Below are 17,896 nucleotides of genomic sequence, written 5' to 3'. Positions count from 1 at the left end.
TGTCCCCTAAAGAATTTTTGCAGTCGTTGATCGCCAACGGGCGTCGACGGCTGTCGCAACATCGCATGAGGAACACGGAATGTTCGCACCGGCCAATCAGACCCACTTTGCCCTCACTATCGACGGGGCCGACAGCTATTTTCAGGTGCTGTCCTTCACTGGCCGGGAAGCGCTCAACCAACCGTTCGAGTTCGAACTGGAACTGGTCAGCGAAAAGGCCTCGCTGAACCTCGAAAGCCTGCTGCACAAACTGGCGTTTTTGCAGCTCGCGCAGAACGGCACCGGCATCCACGGGCTGGTCTACAGCATCGCCCAGGGTGAGGCCGGCAAGCGCCTGACCCGCTATAAAATCTCCCTGCGTCCGCAACTGGCCTACCTGGCGCATCGGGTCAATCAGCGCATCTTCCAGCAGATGAGCGTGCCGCAGATCATCAGCCAGGTCCTGGAAGAACACGGCATCCTCGCCAGCGACCACAAGTTCCAGCTCAGCGCCGTGTACCCGGAGCGGATCTACTGCGTGCAGTACGATGAATCGGACCTGCACTTCGTCCAGCGCCTGTGCGAGGAGGAGGGGATTCACTACCACTTCCAGCACAGTGCCAGCGGCCATCTGCTGGTGTTCGGCGATGACCAGACCGTGTTCCCGAAACTGGCGCCAGTGACCTATCAGCAGGACACCGGACTGGTCGCCGATCAGCCGGTGATCAAGCGCTTCGGCCTGCGCGTGATTACCCGCACCAGCCGCACCACCCGCCGCGATTACGACTTCACCAAACCGAAGATCGAGCTCGAAAGCGACGCCAAGAGCGCGGCCAAACCGGACCTTGAGGACTACGATTACCCCGGCCGTTTTGTCGACCGCGAGCGCGGCAAACACCTGGCCAATCGTGCCCTCGAAAGACACCGCAGCGACTACCGTTTGGCCGAAGGCAGCAGCGATCAACCGCTGCTTGTCACCGGGCATTTCCTCGCCCTGACTGCCCACGCCAACCCGGCGTGGAACGACCTGTGGCTGCTCACCGAAATCTTCCACGAAGGCAAACAGCCGCAGGTGCTGGAAGAGGTGATCAGCAGCGACGTCAGCGACCACAAGGACGATTTCCACCAGGGCTATCGCAACCGCTTCAGCGCGACGCCGTGGAACGTGCCGTACCGCCCGCCGCTGGAGCACCCGAAACCCAAAGTCCTCGGCACCCAGAGCGCAGTGGTCACTGGCCCCGAAGGCGAGGAGATTTTCTGCGACCAGTACGGCCAGGTGAAGGTCCAGTTTTTCTGGGACCGCGAAGGTCAGCACGACGACAAGACCAGTTGCTGGATGCGCGTGGCGTCGAACTGGGCCGCGCAGACTTTCGGCTCGATCAACCTGCCGCGCGTCGGCATGGAAGTGCTGATCACCTTCCTCGAAGGCGATCCCGACCAGCCGCTGATCACCGGTTGCCTGTACCACGGCGCCAACCTGCCACCGTACAAACTGCCGGACTTCAAAACCCTGGCCACGGTCAAGAGCAAGGAATACAAGGGCAGCCGCGCCAACGAACTGCGGATCGACGACACCACCAGCGAGATCAGCATTGCGCTGCGCAGCGATCACGGTGCGAGTGCGATCAACCTCGGCTATCTGACCCATCCGCGACCGTCCGGTGGCCAGCCCCGTGGCGAAGGCTTTGAGCTGCGTACCGACCGCCATGGCGCGGTGCGTGCCGCGGCCGGTTTGCTGATCACCACCGAGCCACGGCCGAACGAATCCAAGCACCACAAGGACCTGCCGGAAACCGCCGAGCGTTTGGCCACGGCCAGCGAGCAGCAGGACGGTTTCGCGATCCAGGCCAAGGAACTGCAAGCCCAGGAAGCGGGCGATCAGGACGACGTGGCCAAAGCGCTGCACGCTCAGCACCAGGGCATTCTCGGTAGCGGCCCGGCGAACATGAGCGCCAACGAATTCCCCGAATTCACCGAAGCGCATCTGGTGCTCGCCAGCCCGGCCGGCATCGCCCTGACCACCCCACGCTCCAGCCACATCGCCACCGGCGAACACCTGGCCCTGAGCAGCACCGGCCACACCAGCCTGTCGATCGGCAAACGCCTGCTGGCCAGCGCCAGTCGCGGCATGCGCCTGTTCGTGCAGAGCATGGGCTGGCGCCTGGTCGCGGCCTCCGGCGACATCGACGTGCGCGCGCTGAAGGACAGCATCAACCTGCTGGCCAAACTCAACATCACCGCCAACGCCGACCGCATCACCATCACCGCGAAAACCGAACTGGTGATCCAGGGCGGCGGCAGCGCCACGACCTACAACGCCGGCGGCATCACCCACGCCACCACCGGCCCGTACACCGCCCACGCGGCGAACTTCGCCTACACCGGGGCGAAAAGTCTGGCCGGCGTGTTCCCCGAGCCGCCGAAACCGGGCAAGGGCAATCTGGAACTGTTCAACCAGTACGCCGGGCTGCAGGGGATCAAGGGCGGCGACTTTGAAGTAGTTGATGCCTTGGGCAAGAGCCTCAAAGGCACGCTCGATGCGAAGGGGTTTGCCACGGTTTCCGGTGCGGCACCGGGACCGGCGCGGGTGATGTTTGGCAAGGACCCGGCGGACACCTGGAGTGATGGCAGTTACATCGGCAAACCGGAGTGGCCGTTGCAACCGCCGAGCGCCGAGGACATTCCCGGCCCGGTGCAATCGATGGTTGCGCAGGTATTGCCGAGCAAGAACTGGGAGGTGCTGGAGCAAGGCAAAAACCTGGCCCAGACCGGCATGAGCGCCATGCAATCCGCCCAAGGCGCGATGCAGACCGCACAGCAAATCAAGGGTGCAGTGCAGGGCGGGGTGGCGGGTTTGCCGAAACTCGCCAGTGCCGCCATGCCGAGCGCCTCAAGCCTTCTCGGCGCCGCCAGCAAAAGCGGCAAGTTACCGAGCCTGCCGGCCGTCGTACCTCCGAAGACCTCCTTTAAAACCCCGGGCCTGCTGGCCGGTGAGATGCTGTCATGACCACTGAAATCGTAAAACGTGAACCGCAGGTTGCCATTGTTCCGCTGAGCGCTATCGACGTTCAGGACGTCGCCAGCAGCGCGGCAGTCTTCGACGCCTGGTTGCAATCCGCCAGCGGCGGCGTGGTCACCCTCGACCGGATCAAGAACGTCGCCGGTGCCTTGCCGGTGGTGGGCAACATCATGGCGCTGGTCGATGCGCTGGGCGACATCGTCACGCTGTCGAATGCCCAGAAACGCGACCTGCTCGCCTGGGCCAGTCTCGGCATCAACCTGATCGGCGTCCTGCCGTTGCCGCCTGCCATGGCCGCTGCACGCATGACCCTGCGTCCGACCCTGTTTCTGGTGCGTCAGGAGATGAAGGCCTCGACCAAAGCGCTGCTTGGCTCGTCGGTGGTCGAAATACTGATAGGGCACTTGAACGATTCGATTATCGGTACCCTCGACGACTTCGTTGAACAAGCCAAAGGCAAGCTGCCGGGTATTCTGGCGGACGCCGGCAAGCTGGGCGAAGACGTCATCAACGAGATCGCCAAAGGCCTCGACGCGGTGGCCAATGGCAAGCTCGATGCCAAGGGTGATGCCCAGGCGGCCGGTCAGAAAATCAGCGCCGCCGGTGACCAGTTGCTCAATGATCCACTCGCGGCGATCGGCAACATTTTCGGGGCCGCAGCCAGTGCTTATAAAGCCGCAGGCAAGGGCTTGGCCAATAGCGCAGCCGAAAACCTGCTACCCGATGACATCAAAGAACGGGTGACCGCCGAAACCAAGAAGTTGCGGGCGATGGGGCCGGAACTGCGCACGCAGTTGAGCAAGCTGGACGATGAATCGGTGCAAAACTCCATCGGCTGGTTGCTGTTTATCCTGTCCAGCGCCGTCACCGTCTGGCGTAAGCGCAATGCTCATGGTCAAAGCGCCGGGGTCAAACCTGACAAGACGAGTCAGGCCAAGCGCACGGCGTCTGAGGGTGGTTTGGGGGCCAACAGTCATCAGGTGCCGGCCACGAATACTGCCAATGGCAAGAAAAATGCCACCTGTACCGGCACCTGCAACAGCATCAGTTTTGCCATGGGGTCGGAGAGTCTCAGCCACACCGATTTCAGCCTGCCGGGGCCGTTCCCGATCGAGTGGACTCGTACCTACAGTTCGCGCCTCGGGGCCTACGATCAAAGCGAGCTCGGCGCCCGCTGGATCACTGAATTCACCACCCGTTTTGACTGCATTGGCGATGGCCTGAAGTTTCACGACGCCGACGGCCGCAGCCACGACTATCCGCTGCCGAAGGTCGGCCTGTTTCATTACGACGCCATCGAAAACATCACCCTGGTGCGCTCGGGTGATGACCAATTACTGCTGTGCCGTGGTTTCGAGCGCAAAGAAACCTACGTCCGCCGTGGCCAGCGCTACGTGCTGACCAACGTGGTGCTGCGCAACGGCGCGGGGATCATGCTGCACTACGAGCATCGCCACGGCGAGCAGTCGGTGCTGTCGGACCTGATCACCTATCAAGAAAACGACTTCACCAAGGTCCATCTGCACCTCGGCACGCTGATCGACGACCACGGTCGGCTGCTCGGCCTCTGGCAAATTGTTGACGGCGCCCCGTTGCGTCAACTCTGTGCCTACCAATACGACGCCTATGGCGATCTGATCCAGGCCCAGGATGAGAACGGCGCCGCCTGGTCCTATCAGTACCAACATCACCTGATCACCCGCTACACCGACCGCACCGGTCGCGGCATGAACCTGGAATGGCAAGGTACCGGCACCGACGCCAAAGCAGTGCGCGAATGGGCCGACGACGGCAGCTTCGACACCCGTCTGGAGTGGGACGAAAACATCCGCCTGACCTACGTCACCGACGCCCACGGCAACGAGACCTGGCACTACTACGACATCCTTGGCTACACCTACCGCATTCGTCATCCGGACGAACGTTCGGAATGGTTCTTCCGCGACGAGGCGAAAAATCTGATCCGCCACGTGCACCCTGACGGCAGTACGGATCGCTATAGCTACGATGAGCGCAGCAACCTGATAAAGCACATTCGCCCTGACGACAGTGTCGAGCACTATGCCTATGACGATCAGGATCATCTGATCAAGATCAGCGATGCCGAAGGAGGTCAGTGGGGGCGAGCTTACGACGATCAGGGCAACTTGGTCGAAGCGGTCGATCCACTGGGCAACAAAACCGAATACGCCTACAACAAATCCGGCCAACCCACCGCGATCAAAGACGCCAACGGCAACGAAAAAGCCCTGGCCTACAACGACGCCGGACAGTTGGTGGAATACGTCGATTGCTCGGGCAAAACCAGTGCTTGGGAATACAACGAACTCGGGCAGATGATCTGCTTCACCGACCCGGCCGGGCAGAGCACCGAATACGCCTACAAGGCCGGGCAACTGGTGTTGATCAAACACCCGGACAAAACCGAAGAACGCTTCGAGCGCGACGCCGAAGGTCGTTTGCTCGCCCACGTCGATGGCCTCGATCGCTGCACCACCTGGAGCTACACCGCTGCCGGTCTGATCGCCGAACGAGTCGATGCCGCCGAACAAACCCTGCGCTACCGTTGGGACCGCCTCGGCCAGTTGCTGGCCCTGGAAAACGAAAACGAACAACGCGCGCAGTTCCACTACGACCCGGTCGGTCGCCTGCTGGAAGAAACCGGCTTCGACGGCCGCTCCACGCGCTATCAATACGACGCCCAGACCGGGCGCCTGGCCCACACCGTCAACGGCGAACGTGTGATCTCGGTCAGTTTCGACCCCATGGGGCGCTTGACCGAACGCCGCGCCAGCCTGGGGGACAAGTCGCAAAGCGAAACCTTCGCCTACGATGGCAACGGCAATCTGGTCATGGCCAACAACGCCGACAGCCGCCTGCAATGGTTCCACGATCCAGCCGGCAACCTGCTGCGTGAACACCAGCACTACCTCGGCCTGGAAAAACCCACGGTCGCCATCTGGCAACACGAGTACGACGTGCTCAACCAGCGTGTCGCCACCGTGCGCCCGGATGGGCACCGCGTCAGTTGGCTCACTTATGGCAGCGGCCACTTGCTGGGCCTGCGTTTGGACGATCACGAACTGATCGGCTACGAACGCGACGACCTGCACCGCGAAGTCGCCCGCCACCAGGGCAACCACCTGCTGCAAACGCAAAAATGGGACCCGGCCGGCCGCTTGCAAGAGCAACTGCTGGGACGCAGCGACGACCAATCCACACTGCTCAAGCGTGAATACAAATACGATGCCGCCGGCCAACTGACCGACATCAACGACAGCCGCCGCGGCCCATTGGCTTACCGCTACGACCCGGTCGGCCGCCTGCTCAGCGCTACCACCCGCCAAGGCGTGGAAACCTTTGCCTTCGACCCGGCCAGCAACCTGCTCGACGACAAAATCACGGAAATCCGCCGCCCACTGGATCAGACTCCGCCACGCAGCAAACTGGTCGACAACCTGCTGCGTGAATACGCCGGCACCCACTACGACTACGACGAACGCGGCAACCAGATCCAGCGCTGGCACAACGGCACCCGCAGCGATCTGCAATGGGACCTGTTCGATCGACTGGTGCGCTTCGAAGACCCACGCCTGGCCGTCGATTTCGCCTACGACGCGTTAGGACGGCGCCTGCACAAAAACTCCAGCGCCCACTACAAACAGCGCCCGGAAGCCGGCTCGCAATGGAACCGCAGCGAACACGCGCGCAAACAACGCGAATACGGCTGCGGCTTCACCCTCTACGGCTGGGACGGCGACAACCTCGCCTGGGAAAGCAGCCCGGCACAATCCGACGGCGCGCCGGGCCGCACTGTTCACTACGTCTTCGAACCCGGCAGTTTCGTCCCGGTCGCGCAGGCCGTGCGTCATGCGCCGATCAACCTGGCGGGCCAACCGGATTACAGCGGCGAATACAGCCTCGACGAGGATCCGTTGTGGAATTACAAGGTAAGCGCCCCAGCGTTTGATGCGTTGGCGTGGTACCAGTGCGATCACTTGGGTACGCCGCAGGAAATGACGGATCCGCAAGGCAACATGGCCTGGACCGCGCAGTACAAGGCGTGGGGGCAGGTGACGGAACAGCGTTCGGAATGGGCGCGGCAGCACGGGGTGGTGAACCCGATACGGTTCCAGGGTCAGTACCACGATCATGAGACGGGGCTGCATTACAACCGGTATCGGTACTATGATCCGGGGGTTGGGCGGTTTGTTTCGCAGGATCCGATTGGTTTCGAGGGGGGCTTTAACCTTTACCAATATGTGCCCAATCCTATTGGATGGATAGACCCGCGAGGGTTGGCCCGTAAAAAGGGAATTACGCCAAACAATAAAGGAACCCGCACCACTATAGAAGGTGGAAATCTGCAGGCTCCTGAAGTTGGATACAGCGCGAAAGCCGGGGGCGAAGGCATAACTCATCCTGTTGTACAACAACTCTACGACTCAGTTCCCGAAGATCAACGTTCTCCATTCATTCATGGGCATTGTGGAGAAGCAGATGCGCTCAGCAAAGTGGCCAAGGCAAACGACGTCCAATCCGTCGAGGCTTTAAGAGGGATTACTGAAGGTGCAAAGTCAACGACCGTTAGGAACGATGATAAACCTCTGAAATTTTGTCCCTCCTGTGCCCTCGTGATGGGTAAGCTTGGCGTAAGAGAAGGAGTCAACGAATGATCGACAACCAAGAAATCGAAGATATCGAATCCCTAGAGTTACAGTTGCTCAACGAAGGGGTTTCAATTAATGAAATGATTCGTCATTACGCAAGGTTTCTGCTTGAACTCATAAAAAATGAAAAGCTGAACAATATCTCGGGCGACAAGCTTCAGGAGATGGCTTCTTATCTTACTCAGGCAGTTATTCCTGGCACGCTAGAGTCGAACGATGGTTTGAGGAAAGTTCTTTTTACGCAGCTCTGGCCTATTGAAAAAGAGTATCGAGAGTCGGATCCTGCGTACTCCGCCTTAGTTCGATGCGTTATTTGCTGTTTTGGAAATGAAGATGATTGGGAGCAAGGAAACTCGGGAGAGGAAACGCCCCTATGGTTTTTTCTCTTCTATATCAAAAAAGTATATCCCGACGTTGGGCAAGAGTTCGTTGATTTTTTTCGACGTGTAGGTAGCTCTACAAGGTAAAAGAGGTAAAAGGGGACGGATTTATTTTCTACCCAGTTGCTAAAAAATCAGCCTAGGAAATAAGGAATAAAAAAAAGGGGACAATAAAAAAAGGGGACAGATTTATTTTTTATCCAGTCGGCAAAAGGATCAGCCCTGGAAATAAGGAAAATAAATCTGTCCCATTTTTTGCTAAAGGAGGTGGCAATGATAAATAGCGCTGAAGAGTTCAAATGTTATATTCAAAGTAAAAATGAGGTTGAAAGAGCTAAGGCTGAGGATGCTGCCTCAGATGAGGTTTGGTTTGAAATTCTACTAAAATATCCTGAGTTAGCACGTCAAGTTGTCGCAAATAACACCATCTCAGTAGAAGTTTTGGAGCGGCTTTCATTAACTGATGATGCTGTCGTGAGATGGGATGTTGCCATGAAGCGGAGGATAAATAGAGCGACTTTTGAACGATTGGCATGTGATGGGGATATAAAAGTTAGGCATCGAATTGCGTGTAATCCAAAGGTGCCTAAAGCTATCTTAGCTAAACTAGTGGCAGATGAGGATGAGATGGTTTCTGCCGCAGCGAAAAAGCGGTTAAACGATTGAGAGTATGAAGAATAGATATAAAATAAAGTACGCAACAGAAAAGGTGACGGATTTGTTTTAAGAGTGTTGGCTTGTAAAGAATAAATCCGTCAGTTTTTACAAGTTACTACTTTTGATTAGTTGTCGCGTGAGTTTAGTGATGATTCGTCGAGATCGCCTGAAATCGCTTCAAATAACGCTGAACCCACCATCCCAATATGAGATTTTTGTATGCTGCAATTAACTCCTGTTTTTAACCGTTTCCGAACTGCCTGCATCGTGACTTCGGTTCTCGTCTGCGGCCCGAGCCTGGTGCAAGCTCAGTCGGCGGACGTGTCCAAGCAACTGGATAATGCGGTGCTTCAATACGCTTATTCCAAAGAGCAGAAAGATCTTGATGCCGTGAACCGGTTGCTCAAGAGTGGCGCTAAACCCGATATTCAGATCTTGTGGCATGCCGCTTATTACAAGAGTCCTGACTTGGTCGATCGTTTTCTTGAGTTTCCGATTGATGTCAATCAGCCCATCAGTGACAACGGTGAAACAGTACTGTTGTCCATGCTGGGGCATATGGGCGATTCAGAGGAACTCAAAGATGCAACGCACATTGTGCAAAGTTTGCTCAAGGCGGGTGCCGACACTAATGTGATTGCTCAGGGCGGGACTAATACCCCACTTATTGCGGCGGCAAAGCTAGAGAACTCATCGGCGCCGGAGCTGATTAAGTTGCTGCTACAGTTTGGTGCTGATGCCAAGAGGGTGACCCCGCAGGGTTTTTCGCCACTCATGAAATCGGCGTCTGATCTTGAGGTTATCAAGGTGTTGATTGCCGCTGGCACCGATCCTTATGGTGTCACCAAGGTTGGTTCAACCGCTTTGCATTTTGTTTGCGAGCGCGCCTATAACCTGAGCGATCAACCTGATCCGCAAGCTGCACAGCGGATTGCCCTGCTGCACAAGGCTGGCACTTCGATTGATGCATTTCAGCCACAGCAGCAGGCATGGCCTGTTGGTACTCCGTTGCTGGAAAGTGCGATCCACCACAATCCTGACTGCACCAAGGCCTTGATGGCAGCAGGTGCTGACAAGGATGCTCTCGCTTTCCCACCGGAATATGTGGCTGAAGATCCCAGTGCGAAAGGCCAGACGGTGCGTCAAAATGTACTGAAGTCGGCAAAAGATGTACCTGATCTGTATTCGGATGCCGTTGTGAAGTTGTTCAAATAAAAAAACTAACCGAGCACTATCAATTTAAGGATGAATATGAAAAACGCAGCATTGATCTTCGTACTCGCAAGCACCTTTTCAACCTTTAACGTCGCACAGGCAGAAGAAGTTGATCCCGCAGCAATGAAGAATGTCTACGACTCCACACGCAATATTGCCGGTCTCATCACTTACTGTGTCGATAAAGGCTTTCTAAAGTCGGACAGTACTGAAAACGCCAAGAAGATGGTGGCGTTCGCGAAAGGTATGCCTGGCGGTGTGGACACCAGCGACGGGGATAAGAACGAAGCCTATGGTCGTGAGGGCAAGGGCAAGGGGCCAGACGGAAAGTACGAGCGCGTGGAAAGCGCCGCGCCTCAGGGTGTTGAAGCCTGGTGCAAAGAAGCTGATGAAGGCGTGCGTGAAGGGTTGAAGTCAGTCGGTCTGTAGGCGTTACTGCACTTGCCAATAGGATTGCCTGGACTGAAAGACGCTCGCTGACTGGCGAGCGTTTTCAACATTCAGGGAATGTTCGGTTATTACAGGGATGACCACATCATGAAAGACATTGTTCGCTTGGGCGACTCCACCAGCCACGGTGGCGTGGTCCTGGAAGCCTTTTCCCAAACCGATCTCAACGGCAAGCCGATTGCCGGTGTCGGCCACAAGGTCAGTTGCCCACTGTGCAAAGGGATTTTTCCGATTGCCGAGGGCAGCAGCACCTACACCGTGGGCGGTATCGCGGTGGCGCTGGACGGGATGAAAACCGCGTGCGGTGCTGCGTTGATTGCCAGCGGGCCGAAGGGCGCAGTGATCAGTTGAGTATCGAACAGGGTTACATGACGTGTTTTTCCGGTTCGGGAATATGGCTTGCGCCGAGCACCGCTGGCAGCAATCCGGACCGCAAATCCCCGCCACTCGGCTGCTGATACAGGCTCAAGCCAAACTCCGGCAGCACCGCCAGCAGGTAATCGAAGATGTCGCCCTGGATCCGTTCGTAATCGGCCCACGCGGTGGTGCGGGTGAAGCAGTAGATTTCCAGCGGGATGCCTTGGGCGGTGGTCTGCATCTGGCGGACCATGCAGGTCATGTTCGGCTGGATCTCCGGGTGGCTTTTCAGGTACGCCAGCGCATAGGCGCGGAAAGTGCCGATGTTGGTCATGCGCCGGCGGTTGGCCGACATCGCCGCGACGTTGCCCTGGGCTTCGTTCCAGGCCTTGAGTTCCGCTTGTTTGCGGCCGATGTAGTCGGTCAGCAGGTGCACTTGGGCCAGTTTCGCCTCTTCGTCATCGCGCACGAAACGTACGCCGCTGGCGTCGATGAACAGGCTGCGCTTGATCCGGCGTCCACCGGACTGTTGCATGCCACGCCAGTTCTTGAACGACTCGGACATCAGGCGCCAGGTCGGGATCGAGACGATGGTCTTGTCGAAATTCTGCACTTTGACCGTGTGCAACGTGATGTCCACCACGTCACCATCGGCACCTACTTGCGGCATCTCGATCCAGTCACCGACCCGCAGCATGTCGTTGCTGGTCAGTTGCACACTGGCGACGAACGACAGCAGCGTGTCCTTGTAGACCAACAGAATCACCGCCGACATCGCGCCCAGACCCGAGAGCAGCAACAGCGGTGAACGGTCGATCAACGTGGCGACGATGATGATTGCGCCGAGCACGTACAAGACCATTTTCGTCAGTTGCACGTAGCCCTTGATCGAGCGGGTACGGGCGTGTTCGGTGCGGGCGTAGATGTCCAGCAGGGCGCTGAGCAGGGCGCTTAGCGCCAGCAGCAGGAACAGAATGGTGAACGACAGTGCGACGTTGCCGAGAAAGATCCGGCTGGTTTTGCTCAGTTCCGGCACCAGGTACAGGCCGAACTGGATCACCAGCGACGGCGTCATCTGTGCCAACCGATGGAAGACCTTGTTGTGCCGCAAATCGTTGACCCAGTGCAGCGCTGGCTGGCGGCCGAGCATTTTGGTCGCGTGCAGAATCAGGTAGCGCGCCACTCGTCCGAGGACCAGCGCCACCACCAGTAGCAGGATCAGCGCCAGGCTGGAATGCAGGAGCGGGTGCTGGTCGAGGGCGCCCCAAAGGTCTTGGGCATTGAGCCAGAGCTGTTTGATATCCATGGGCGAAAACGATTCTTCTGTAGGTTGCGTCGGGGCGATTAGAGCATTTAAGACGCTGTGGATGACGTTTGGAGACATTTCAGGCAACAAAAAAGCTACTGTTTACTGTCGTTTGTATAAAGAAACTCGGCCTTAGCGCTCGAAACCGTTACCCTAAGCAGCTGTTTTTTTGTATTTCTTCGAGGTAGCACCCGTGTTTTCCCAATTCGCCCTGCACGAACGCCTGCTCAAAGCCGTGGCCGAGCTTAAATTTGTCGAGCCAACGCCTGTGCAAGCAGCGGCTATTCCGCTGGCGCTCCAAGGGCGTGACCTGCGGGTGACAGCGCAAACCGGCAGCGGCAAGACCGCTGCTTTTGTTTTGCCGATCCTCAACCGTCTGATCGGCCCGGCGAAAGTCCGCGTCAGCATCAAGACCCTGATCCTGCTGCCGACTCGCGAGTTGGCCCAGCAGACCATCAAGGAAGTCGAGCGCTTCGCCCAGTACACGTTCATCAAGTCCGGCCTGATCACCGGCGGTGAAGACTTCAAGGTCCAGGCCGCCATGTTGCGCAAGGTGCCGGACATCCTGATCGGTACGCCGGGCCGGATGATCGAGCAATTGAACGCCGGCAACCTCGACTTGAAAGAAGTTGAAGTACTGGTGCTCGACGAAGCCGACCGCATGCTCGACATGGGCTTTGCCGAAGACGTGCAGCGTCTGGTGGCAGAGTGCACCAACCGCCAGCAGACCATGCTGTTCTCCGCTACCACCGGCGGTTCGGGTTTGCGCGACATGGTTGCCAAGGTCTTGAACAACCCTGAGCACTTGCAGCTCAACAACGTCAGCGACCTGAACGCGACCACCCGTCAGCAGATCATCACCGCTGACCACAACCAGCACAAAGAACAGATCGTGAACTGGCTGCTGGCCAACGAGACCTATCAGAAGGCCATCGTGTTCACCAACACCCGGGCCATGGCCGACCGTATCTACGGCCGTCTGGTGGCGCAGGAATACAAAGCGTTCGTGCTGCACGGTGACAAGGACCAGAAGGATCGCAAACTGGCGATCGACCGTCTGAAGCAGGGCGGCGTGAAAATCCTCGTGGCCACCGACGTCGCCGCTCGCGGCCTCGACGTGGAAGGCCTGGATCTGGTGATCAACTTCGACATGCCACGCAGCGGCGACGAATACGTTCACCGCATCGGTCGTACCGGGCGTGCCGGTAACGATGGCCTGGCCATTTCGCTGATCTGCCACGGCGACTGGAACCTGATGTCGAGCGTCGAGCGCTATCTCAAGCAGAGCTTCGAGCGCCGCACCATCAAGGAAGTCAAAGGCACCTACGGCGGACCGAAAAAGGTCAAGGCTTCGGGCAAAGCCGTTGGTGTGAAGAAGAAAAAAGTCGACGCCAAAGGCGACAAGAAGAAAACCGGCGCCAAGGCCCCGACCAAGCGCAAGATCGCTAACCGTCCAAAGACCGACGCCCTGTCGCTGGTCAGCAAGGACGGCATGGCGCCGCTCAAGCGCCGCAAGCCGGAAGCGCCAGCTGCTGAGTAAAGCTGTGGCGAGGGAGCTTGTTGTGGCGAGGGAGCTTGCTCCCGCTGGGGCGCGAAGCGACCCTAAAAAGAAAGGACAGCTGCGCAGTCCAGCGGGAGCAAGCTCCCTCGCCACAGGTTCTGTGTTGCACCTGAATGACCCAATAAAAAACCCGGACAAATGTCCGGGTTTTTTTATCTCCAGCGTTTATCAGCTCCCCAACAGCCCACTGGTGTCCGCATCAAAGCGTTGCTTGGCCTGATCCGCCACCGGTTTGAGCAAAGCCAGCAGCGCGGCCTCGCTGTACAGCCGAGTGACCGCCAGTTCCTTGGGCGTCGGCTCAATCGGGATCAGCACGTCTTCACCGTCCGCATGCAGCCAGATCGCCACCAGGTGCACCGCCGAAACAAACAGTACCCGCAGTTCCACGGTTTTACCCTGCAGTTGCGGCGACTGCTCTGCCAGTTTCAACGCACCGACTGTGGCGGCCGCGATGGCCCCGTGGTTCAGCGAGGCGAACTCGACATGACCGCGAACATCGGCCAATTGCGCGTCGGCAATCGTCACGCCATCGGAAAACACCAGGTAATGCCAATCGCCGACCTTGGCGTCTTTCAAACCTTTGCCGTGGCTCAAGTCCTCCAGGCTGAGCGAGTAGCCACGGTACGCCTCGCTGAGGCTAATCTTGCTGGCCGTGGCGCTGGCAAACTGGCGATTGATGCCGAAGCCTTGGGTTTGCAGGGCGGCTTGCAGCGCCGGACGCAATGTCTGTACGCCGTTGGAAGGCGCCTTTGGATAAGTCAGTTGCATGATGTCGCCCTCCTAGTTTTTCACGGTGAAATAAGTGTTGGTCCAGTTGCCGCCGCCGTTGTACGAACCGGGGAACGAGTTCAGCGCGCGGGTCGAGTAACCGTAGATGGAATCCGCGATCAACACGTAGTTGCCGTTGGTGCCATAGATCGTCAGGAAGTGCGCACCGCCGCCGTACCAGGCACAGCGCAAACCGATAGGTCGGCCCATGTTGATCTGGTTCTGAATGGCCGGCATCTGCAACGAGCCTTGATTCATGCCGTTGAAACTGCGGGTGATCCTCAAGGCTGAATCCAGATAGCCATACACGTTGCACGGCCCTGGCTGATTGCAGCAGTTACGGTCCAGCGCGGCGGTGGCCACGCCGCATTGGGTCCAGGACCCGGTGCCGTAATAGTTGCCGACCGAGGCCGAGACTGCCGCCCAGCACCAGTTGGTCTGGGTTTGTGGCTGCATCGTGAAGTTGAGGCTGGCAGCGGCCAGTGCATTGAGTGGTGCCGCCGACTCGACGTCGACCAGGTGCGGGTTGAGCAGATGACCGGTCAGGCACCTTGGCAGTGTCGCGCCGGTGAATTGTGTTGCTTCAGTGGTTAACATTTTCAATCCTCCATGAGTGAAAACTAGCGTCCAGCTAGTGCGTGTGAAGCGGTGTTGCTGAGCGATCGGCGTGTGCGGTTTGCCATGTTGAATGGCCGGCTCCGATCCAGGCTCGACGTAACCTTAGGCACGAATATGCGTTTATGCAAATAATTAAATGCACTAATGCAAATTCCAGTTCAAAAGATCGCAGCCTTCGGCAGCTCCTATAGGGGGTTGCGTACGACCGACGTTTATCGGACAAACACAAATCCCGGAGCTGCCGAAGGCTGCGATCCTTTGATCTTGCTCTTAACCCTCAGCCTTCTTGTCCGCCGCATCCAGCTCTTTCAACCGCTGATCAATCAACTGGCACTTGTCCGGCAGATCCGCGCTAGCCGTCCCCAGATCCATCTTCTGCAACTCATCGTTGATCTCCTTGGCCTTCTTCGGATTTTGCTGGGTGAGCTTGGTCACTTCCTTGGCCAGTTGTTCGCGCTTGGCGGTGGCTTCCTCGGGTGTGCAGGCCCAAGCGGGCAGGGCGCAGGCGAGGGTGGCGGCGAGGGTTAGTTTCAGCAGGGTTTTCATGGGGCAGGCCTCAGTTCCGGTTAAGGCGGGTTATCCGGTTGAGGGTTGTCGGGTGAAAAAAGTTCAGCGCAGGTGCGAGAGCTGACGAAGGTCGGTGATGGGCTATTTACGGCTGTCCATCGTAAGGCCACTATATTGATATCAGAATGGTCTGCCTGAGTCTGGGCGAAACTGTTCAGGTGTTTCGAAAATCTAGGGAATGGGTTGGCCAGGTATTTCAATGACTACTGAAACCATCAGCATCCGGCTCGGCGATGAGTACGACGATGTATTAAGGGCCACGTTGGTTGCAGTACTCCGATCACGAGGCGCTGTCGGCGCGGGCGGTTTCTGGGGAGTAGGTGGCTCTCAGGAACTTGATACGGCACGCGTTAAAGTATCTGGTGAACTAATAGCTATCGAGTCCGAGACGTACATGGGGTTGACGATCGAAGGGCCCAAATCGATCGTGGAAGCGATAGCTCAAGAAGTCAGTGAACGTTTGAAATTCCCTCTCTAGTCACCCCTCGCGTGACTCTCACCCAATTCCCGCAAGCCTACCGTTCGTCGGCACCGACTCTTGGATAGATCCATTTATTGACGCCAAAATAGTGGCCATCTAATATCGCGCCATTATTGTGCTACTACTCTCCAATTCGAGGGATCGAACATGTACCCACCCGCCCTCGTGGCGAGGTTGTGCCTGGCTTTGCTGTGCCTTTCTCCACTGAATCTTGCTTACGCTGCCCCTACTCCTGGTGATACCGACCTGATCCGTGAACGCCAGGATCGGCTCCTCGACGAGCAACGCCGTCGTCTCGAAGAACTCAAGGAACTACCCGGCAAGGAAGCCAAGCCAACGCAACCGGCAGCCCCTGCCGATGCCCGCTGTTTTCCCATCAAGGACATCGAACTCAAAGGCGCCGACAGTCTCTCGGACGACGAGAAAAATCGCCTGCTCAAGCCTTTTATCGACCAGTGCCTGGGCGTCACCCAGCTCAATGAATTGCTCAAGGTCATCACCGACCATTACATCGAGAAAGGCCTGGTCACCAGCCGTGCGTATTTGCCACAGCAGGACTTGTCTGCGGGGCATCTGAAGGTGCTGGTGGTCGAGGGCAAGCTGGAGGGGTTGAAGGGCGCGGAGGGCAGCAAGCTGTCGGAGCGTGAGCTGGGCATGGCGTTTCCCGGCAAGGCGGGGGAGTTGGTCAATCTGCGAGAAATCGAACAGATGGTCGATCAGTTGAATCGCTTGCCATCGAATCAGGCGCAGATGGAGTTGTCCCCAGGCAAGGCCGTCGGTGGCAGTGAAGTGCTGGTCAAGAACACCCCGCAAAAACCCTGGCGTACCGGGTTGTCCCGCAGCAATGACGGTCAGCGAAGCACCGGCGAACAGCAGTGGGGCACCACGTTGGATTGGGACAGTCCCTTGGGCCTGGCGGACCAGTTGAACCTGCGCGGCGGGCACGATGCGGTGACCGATCATCAGCACACGTCCAACAACGCGATGCTCAATTACAGCCTGCCCTGGGGCTGGTGGAACTTCAGCTACACCTACAGCCAGAGCGAGTACCGCTCGGTGGCGCAAGCCAATCTCTTTGATTTCAAACAGACCGGCGACAGTGAAAACCATGTGCTGCACGCCGAGCGGGTGATCCATCGCGATGCCGTGAGCAAGACGTCCATCAGCACCGGTTTGTCGTACCTGCGCACCAACAACTTCATCGAAGACAGCAAGCTCAAGCTGAGCAGCAATCGCATCAGCGAAGCGCAGTTCGGTATCAACCACGGTCGACGGGTTGGCAGTGCGTTCGTCAACCTGGACTTGGGGATGCAGGAAGGTATCGGCATCCTCGACGCGCAAGGCAACGGTCATCCGGGCCCCGGCGAGCCGGACGCGCGCTACCGCAAATACACCGGCACCGTGAGCTACTTGCAGCCGTTCAAGCTGTGGGGCGAGTCGTTCAGTTTCAGCAGCCTGATGACCGGCCAGCACAGCGAAGATGTGCTGTTCAGCCCACAACGCACCAGCCTCGGCGGGCAATCGTCGATCCGTGGCTACAAGGATCAATCCTTGTCCGGCGACAGCGGCGGCTATTGGCGCAATGACCTGCGCTGGAGCCGTCCGATCAACCTCGAATGGTTGCGCCCGGTGTTCGCCGAATACGGCACCAGCCTCGGTTATGACCAAGGCGTGATCAGCGCCAATCGCTACAACGGCGATCAGCATGGGCGGATGTCCAGCAACTCGGTGGAGCTGTTCGCCCGTGGCCAGCACCTGGCCGCCAGCATGACGTTTGCCCACTCCCTGGAACGCCCGGATGCACTGACCGAGCGCGAAGCGCCGATCTATTTCCGCCTGGATTTCTTTCTTTAATTACGCCTTTTCGA

14 protein-coding genes are annotated in these 17,896 nt (G+C 58.0%); 10 read left to right on the top strand and 4 right to left on the bottom strand.

Going from position 1 to position 17,896, the window contains the following annotated elements:
• Positions 1 to 79: 79 nt before the first annotated feature.
• The 7 genes from HKK52_RS12840 (at position 80) to HKK52_RS12810 (ending at position 10,721) form a co-directional block, all read left to right on the top strand.
• Positions 80 to 2,986 carry a type VI secretion system Vgr family protein gene (locus HKK52_RS12840; protein WP_169371119.1) on the top strand — a complete coding sequence of 969 codons (2,907 nt, stop codon included), beginning with the start codon at positions 80 to 82 and terminating at the stop codon, positions 2,984 to 2,986.
• Complete coding sequence (locus tag HKK52_RS12835) at positions 2,983 to 7,674, top strand: RHS repeat-associated core domain-containing protein (protein WP_169371118.1); 4,692 nt, start codon at positions 2,983 to 2,985, stop codon at positions 7,672 to 7,674. The genes HKK52_RS12840 and HKK52_RS12835 overlap by 4 nt, the downstream gene beginning before the upstream one ends.
• A complete protein-coding gene (locus HKK52_RS12830) occupies positions 7,671 to 8,135 on the top strand; it encodes a hypothetical protein (protein WP_169371117.1) in 465 nt (154 codons plus the stop codon). Before HKK52_RS12835 ends, HKK52_RS12830 begins: the two co-directional genes overlap by 4 nt.
• 186 nt (positions 8,136 to 8,321) lie before the next feature.
• Positions 8,322 to 8,714: a hypothetical protein gene (locus HKK52_RS12825; protein ID WP_169371116.1), complete on the top strand. Its 393-nt coding sequence runs from the start codon at positions 8,322 to 8,324 to the stop codon at positions 8,712 to 8,714.
• A 210-nt stretch (positions 8,715 to 8,924) separates the two neighbouring features.
• Complete coding sequence (locus tag HKK52_RS12820; RefSeq protein WP_169371115.1) at positions 8,925 to 9,920, top strand: ankyrin repeat domain-containing protein; 996 nt, start codon at positions 8,925 to 8,927, stop codon at positions 9,918 to 9,920.
• A gap of 36 nt (positions 9,921 to 9,956) precedes the next feature.
• Positions 9,957 to 10,349 carry a hypothetical protein gene (locus HKK52_RS12815; protein WP_169371114.1) on the top strand — a complete coding sequence of 131 codons (393 nt, stop codon included), beginning with the start codon at positions 9,957 to 9,959 and terminating at the stop codon, positions 10,347 to 10,349.
• A 108-nt stretch (positions 10,350 to 10,457) separates the two neighbouring features.
• Positions 10,458 to 10,721, top strand: a complete 264-nt coding sequence (locus HKK52_RS12810; RefSeq protein ID WP_169371113.1) for a PAAR domain-containing protein — start codon at positions 10,458 to 10,460, stop codon at positions 10,719 to 10,721.
• Between the two features lie 13 nt (positions 10,722 to 10,734).
• Here HKK52_RS12810 and HKK52_RS12805 read toward each other — a convergent pair whose 3' ends face one another.
• Entirely contained in the window at positions 10,735 to 12,033 is a 1,299-nt protein-coding gene (locus HKK52_RS12805) for a mechanosensitive ion channel family protein (RefSeq protein WP_169371112.1), read from the bottom strand.
• Between the two features lie 193 nt (positions 12,034 to 12,226).
• On the opposite strand from HKK52_RS12805, the gene HKK52_RS12800 reads away from it, so the two are divergent.
• Positions 12,227 to 13,573, top strand: a complete 1,347-nt coding sequence (locus HKK52_RS12800; RefSeq protein ID WP_123406347.1) for a DEAD/DEAH box helicase — start codon at positions 12,227 to 12,229, stop codon at positions 13,571 to 13,573.
• A gap of 189 nt (positions 13,574 to 13,762) precedes the next feature.
• On the opposite strand, the gene HKK52_RS12795 is transcribed toward HKK52_RS12800, so the two are convergent.
• The 3 genes from HKK52_RS12795 to HKK52_RS12785 all read right to left on the bottom strand — a co-directional run bounded on the left by HKK52_RS12795 (position 13,763) and on the right by HKK52_RS12785 (position 15,526).
• Positions 13,763 to 14,362, bottom strand: a complete 600-nt coding sequence (locus HKK52_RS12795) for a hypothetical protein (RefSeq protein WP_169371111.1) — start codon at positions 14,360 to 14,362, stop codon at positions 13,763 to 13,765.
• Between the two features lie 12 nt (positions 14,363 to 14,374).
• The gene (locus tag HKK52_RS12790; RefSeq protein ID WP_169371110.1) at positions 14,375 to 14,959 is read right to left on the bottom strand and encodes a papain-like cysteine protease family protein; all 585 of its coding nucleotides are present in this window, start codon (positions 14,957 to 14,959) and stop codon (positions 14,375 to 14,377) included.
• Positions 14,960 to 15,250: 291 nt separating this feature from the next.
• A complete protein-coding gene (locus HKK52_RS12785) occupies positions 15,251 to 15,526 on the bottom strand; it encodes a hypothetical protein (protein WP_169371109.1) in 276 nt (91 codons plus the stop codon).
• A 220-nt stretch (positions 15,527 to 15,746) separates the two neighbouring features.
• Here HKK52_RS12785 and HKK52_RS12780 point away from each other — a divergent pair, with 220 nt between their 5' ends.
• Positions 15,747 to 16,025: a hypothetical protein gene (locus HKK52_RS12780; protein ID WP_169371108.1), complete on the top strand. Its 279-nt coding sequence runs from the start codon at positions 15,747 to 15,749 to the stop codon at positions 16,023 to 16,025.
• A gap of 150 nt (positions 16,026 to 16,175) precedes the next feature.
• Positions 16,176 to 17,882, top strand: coding sequence for a ShlB/FhaC/HecB family hemolysin secretion/activation protein (locus HKK52_RS12775; protein WP_169371107.1), 1,707 nt, complete (start codon positions 16,176 to 16,178; stop codon positions 17,880 to 17,882).
• The last annotated feature ends 14 nt before the right edge of the window (positions 17,883 to 17,896 follow it).

This window comes from Pseudomonas sp. ADAK2, assembly GCF_012935755.1.
Lineage (GTDB): Bacteria > Pseudomonadota > Gammaproteobacteria > Pseudomonadales > Pseudomonadaceae > Aquipseudomonas.
This window is presented reverse-complemented; position numbering and strand designations above follow the sequence as displayed.